This is a genomic window from Shewanella sp. SM71 (assembly GCF_025653905.1).
GTDB lineage: Bacteria > Pseudomonadota > Gammaproteobacteria > Enterobacterales > Shewanellaceae > Shewanella > Shewanella oncorhynchi.
The window spans coordinates 1-4,339 of record NZ_JAKKRW010000038.1 but is presented as its reverse complement, the minus strand read 5'-3'; the positions used below and the strand labels follow the sequence as shown (position 1 = coordinate 4,339).

Below are 4,339 nucleotides of genomic sequence, written 5' to 3'. Positions count from 1 at the left end.
ACCGCTAGGGCTTTTGTGTTTATACGCTCCGCGAAAACTTATCTCGATGTCAACCCGCCGCTAAGCGGGGTCCCCAGCTGCGCAATACATTGCTCCGCGCGACACATCATCAAAATGCTGCGCATTTTAGGCAATGATGACTCGCCCCCATGTATCCCCTTCGGGGATAAAAGAAAGTAGGTCATCGCCAAGCGCCTAATTATCTCATTGAGATGTAACCAAGCCAGCTGAATAAGCTGGCTTTTTTGCATTCGCAATTTGTTAATTGGAGTGATTTTCCTGCTTTTCTCTCAGTTCTTCATTCAGTCATCTTCTCTAGCATGAGCTGCAATCCTCGCTTTTAGCAGTTACAATACGTTTTTGTCGTCATTGAACAAACACATGTCTCTATCTCATAGCCTTCAATCATTTAATTCCTTTGGTTTAGCACAGTCTTGCGCGGATCTTGTTGAAGCGCACTCAAAAGAAGCTGTTAAGGCGATATGTCTGTCACTATGGCAACAGCAATTGCCTATGTTGGTGCTTGGTGGTGGTAGCAATCTGGTCTTTACGGAGGACTTTAACGGCACAGTTGTCAGGATTTTATCGAAAGGGATAAAAGTATCTGAAGACACAGAAGCGTTTTATCTCGATGTTGAGGCGGGTGAGAATTGGCACGAGTTAATTCAGTTTACGCTCGAGCATGGCATGTTTGGGCTGGAGAATATGGCATTAATTCCTGGGACGGTTGGTGCAGCACCTATTCAGAATATTGGCGCTTATGGTGTTGAACTATGTGATGTGTGTGATTGGGTTGAGTATCTTGATTTACCCTCAGGTGAGTTTGTGCGAATCAGCACAGCTGAGTGTCAATTTGCTTACCGTGAGTCTATTTTCAAAGACAAATTGCGCAATCTCGCTGTAGTCACAGCTGTTGGGCTGCGCTTAGCTAAACGTTGGCAACCGCGTTTGGCCTATGGTCCATTGCAATCGTTTGATCCTGCAACCGTTACAGCACATGAGATTTTTGAGCGCGTATGCCAAGTACGAAGTGAAAAGCTTCCTGATCCCGCAGTGCTCGGCAATGCAGGCAGTTTCTTTAAAAACCCCATTGTAAGCGCAGCCTGTTATCTAGATTTAGCACAGCGTTTTCCGACGATAGTGGGCTACGCACAAGCGGATGCAACAGTGAAATTGGCTGCAGGCTGGTTGATTGAACAAGCGGGACTGAAAGGTTTTGTGCTCGGCAATGTGGCAGTGCATGACAAGCAAGCCTTAGTGTTAGTGAATCGAGGCGGAGCAACGGGGCATGATATTTGCCGCCTAGCGCTGTATGTTATTGCGCAAGTACAGGATAAATTTGGTGTTGTGCTAGAAGCCGAGCCTAGAATCATCGGGGCTAATGGCGAAGGAGATTTGCATGTTTGAACATTGGGGAAGAAAACGCCAGATATTAGCTTTATTATCTAGCGGACAATTTGTTTCTGGCGAGCAGTTAGCTACTGAACTTGGGATTTCGCGTGCCGCAGTGAATAAGCACATCGATGCGCTAGAAACCTATGGTGTGGCAATTTATAGCGTCAAAGGTCGCGGCTATAAGTTAGCGAATCCTATTTCTTTGATTGATGCTTCACGTTTAGTGCAATCAATTGATAACCGTTGCTTTTACTTTGATGAGATAGCAAGCACTAACGGCTTTATGCTGGACCATACAACTGAATTGAAGAATGGTGATGTGTGTGTGGCAGAGTATCAATCTGCAGGTCGTGGTCGTCGAGGCCGAATTTGGGTGTCGCCCTATGGGCATCACTTATATTTCTCGCTGTTTTGGACTTTCCCGCAGGGGATGGCGCAGGCAATGGGATTAAGTTTAGTGGTGGCCTGTACATTGGTTGAAGTGCTTAAATCTTTTGGCGTCGAGAATATTGGTGTTAAGTGGCCCAATGACATCTATTTGGATAACAAGAAGCTTGCCGGGATCTTGATTGAAATGTCGGGGCAGGCTGATAGCCTGTGCCAGCTTATCATAGGTGTTGGTGTCAATATGGCTATGTCAGAGGCGCAAGGTAAAGGTATCGATCAGCCTTGGAGTGATTTGTCAGAGTTGGTCGATATGCCTGACAAGACGGCGCTTGTTATTGCATTACAGAAGCAGCTTAAGCGTGATATTCAGCTATTTGAGCGTGAAGGATTAGCTGCATTCAAGACTCGTTGGCAAGCCGCAGACTTATTTTATGGTCGTGAAATACGTTTGCTTATGGGGGAAAAGTCTGTCGAAGGAATTTGTCGAGGCGTTGATGAGCAAGGTGCAGTATTGCTCGAAACCGCCGACGGTGTTCAAGCATTTATCGGCGGTGAAATTAGCTTAAGGGCACGTTAAGTACCCAAGAGTCAATTTTACATAATGCTATTTGCGCATCAGCACGTGGGACATCAAATGATCCTGACCTTTCTGCAGGATCAAATGGGCTCTCTCACGGGTCGGTTGAATGTTAAGTTGTAGGTTTGGGCCATTGATAGTGTCCCAAATATTGGCGGCAATCGTATTGGCCTCATCATCGGTTAGCGTTGAATAGTGATGAAAATAAGATTTTTTGTCACTGAATGCACCAGAGCGGAACTGCAAGAATCGTTCTTTATACCATTGTTTTAGCAAAGGTTCTTCTGCATCGACATAAATAGAAAAGTCGACAAAATCGGAGACGAAAGGACGACGGGTATCAACGGGGGAGTCGAGTCCAGTCTGCAATACATTCAAGCCTTCTAAAATTAAGATGTCTGGCTGAGAAACGGTTTGATGCTGATTTTTAACGCGGTCATAGGTGACGTGTGAATAGATAGGGGCTTTCACATGTGGCTGACCGGATTTCACGGCGGAGATAAACTCAACCAGCATTTTCATATCGTAACTTTCTGGAAATCCCTTACGCTGTAATAGTCCTTTACGTTTTAAGTCCGCCAGAGGATACAAAAAACCATCTGTTGTCACTAAATCAACTTTTGGGTGTTCAGGCCAGTGCCGTAGTAAAGCTTGCAAAATACGTGCTGTGGTGCTCTTTCCGACGGCGACACTACCAGCAATACTAATGATATAAGGACTTTTTGATGGTTTTTGACCGAGGAATTCATCAACCACTAAACCTCGTTGTTGCTTAGCTTTAACGATCAAATTCAGTAGCCGGCTAAGGGGAAGATAAATATCTGTCACTTCCGATAAGGAAATCTTTTCATTTATGCCTCTAAGGTTCTCCAAGTCTTGCTCACTCAGTGTCAACGGCACTGAATCTCGTAACTCAGACCATTGCAGGCGCTCGAAGGCGAGATAGAGTGCTTTTTGAATTGAATTTTTAGAAGTCATTGGCTTTCCTCAGCTTAGGAAAGGCACAGTACACTATGAGATTATTTGGAACAATACTAAATGGGTGATTGCAGTCGTGTTTCCGTTACCGTTTGATGTATTCGCTGTTTAATTGGCCGTCAAAGTTGGATAACGTGTAAAAAAACACCGTTCAAGCGCTTTTTTTACGTAAATAGGCGTTTTTTACTTGCACTTGGGAGCGCATTTACCTAATATCCCGTTCCGAAATGATAATGCCGGCATAGCTCAGTTGGTAGAGCAACTGACTTGTAATCAGTAGGTCCCGAGTTCGACTCTTGGTGCCGGCACCATTTTCTGTGGAGGGGTTCCCGAGTGGCCAAAGGGATCAGACTGTAAATCTGACGGCTCAGCCTTCGAAGGTTCGAATCCTTCTCCCTCCACCACTTTTTTCTAGGTAGTTAGGTAGCCTTAGTTAGGTTGCGCGGACATCGTATAATGGTATTACTCCAGCCTTCCAAGCTGATAACGCGGGTTCGATTCCCGCTGTCCGCTCCAAATTAGTTGCTGATATGGCTCAGTTGGTAGAGCACACCCTTGGTAAGGGTGAGGTCGGCAGTTCGAATCTGCCTATCAGCACCAGCCTCTCTAAATTTAGCTCCTACGCCTAAACATAATCGGTTCGATGTCATTTTAATGCATCGGATTTTTTCTATATGTTAGTTTTCATCACCAAGAATCTTGGACTGAGGCATTACCATGGCTAAAGCTAAATTTGAACGTATTAAGCCCCATGTAAACGTGGGCACCATTGGTCACGTTGACCATGGTAAAACCACACTGACTGCAGCTATCTCTCACGTACTGGCTAAGACCTACGGTGGCGAAGCTAAAGACTTCTCTCAAATCGATAACGCTCCAGAAGAGCGTGAGCGCGGTATTACGATCAATACCTCTCACATCGAATATGACACGCCTTCACGTCACTACGCACACGTAGACTGCCCAGGCCACGCTGACTATGTTAAAAACATGATCACTGGT

4 protein-coding genes and 4 tRNA genes are annotated in these 4,339 nt (G+C 45.4%); 7 read left to right on the top strand and 1 reads right to left on the bottom strand.

Annotation, left to right across the window (positions count from 1 at the left end):
• Positions 1–381: 381 nt before the first annotated feature.
• Together murB and birA are read left to right on the top strand one after the other, a co-directional pair.
• Positions 382–1,407, top strand: coding sequence for a UDP-N-acetylmuramate dehydrogenase (gene murB, locus L5L97_RS22680; RefSeq protein ID WP_263184001.1), 1,026 nt, complete (start codon positions 382–384; stop codon positions 1,405–1,407).
• The gene (gene birA, locus L5L97_RS22675; RefSeq protein ID WP_263184000.1) at positions 1,400–2,359 is read left to right on the top strand and encodes a bifunctional biotin--[acetyl-CoA-carboxylase] ligase/biotin operon repressor BirA; all 960 of its coding nucleotides are present in this window, start codon (positions 1,400–1,402) and stop codon (positions 2,357–2,359) included. Before murB ends, birA begins: the two co-directional genes overlap by 8 nt.
• 27 nt (positions 2,360–2,386) lie before the next feature.
• Here the strand turns inward: birA and coaA are convergent, their stop codons facing one another.
• Positions 2,387–3,337 carry a type I pantothenate kinase gene (coaA, locus tag L5L97_RS22670; protein ID WP_105251027.1) on the bottom strand — a complete coding sequence of 317 codons (951 nt, stop codon included), beginning with the start codon at positions 3,335–3,337 and terminating at the stop codon, positions 2,387–2,389.
• A 235-nt stretch (positions 3,338–3,572) separates the two neighbouring features.
• Here coaA and L5L97_RS22665 point away from each other — a divergent pair.
• From L5L97_RS22665 to L5L97_RS22645, 5 genes are all read left to right on the top strand, one after another.
• Positions 3,573–3,648, top strand: a tRNA-Thr gene (locus L5L97_RS22665).
• 8 nt (positions 3,649–3,656) lie between these two features.
• Positions 3,657–3,741: transfer RNA gene (locus L5L97_RS22660), tRNA-Tyr, on the top strand.
• Between the two features lie 38 nt (positions 3,742–3,779).
• Positions 3,780–3,853 (top strand) — tRNA-Gly (locus tag L5L97_RS22655).
• Positions 3,854–3,861: 8 nt separating this feature from the next.
• Positions 3,862–3,937: transfer RNA gene (locus L5L97_RS22650), tRNA-Thr, on the top strand.
• Positions 3,938–4,054: 117 nt separating this feature from the next.
• Positions 4,055–4,339 (top strand): GTP-binding protein (locus tag L5L97_RS22645; RefSeq protein WP_261729865.1); only part of this gene is annotated, 285 nt, incomplete at its 3' end.

Coding starts and splice junctions, on each gene's coding strand:
- birA (WP_263184000.1), top strand. CDS start 1,400: ATGTTTGAACATTGGGGAAGAAAACGCCAGATATTAGCTTTATTATCT.
- coaA (WP_105251027.1), bottom strand. CDS start 3,337: ATGACTTCTAAAAATTCAATTCAAAAAGCACTCTATCTCGCCTTCGAG.
- murB (WP_263184001.1), top strand. CDS start 382: ATGTCTCTATCTCATAGCCTTCAATCATTTAATTCCTTTGGTTTAGCA.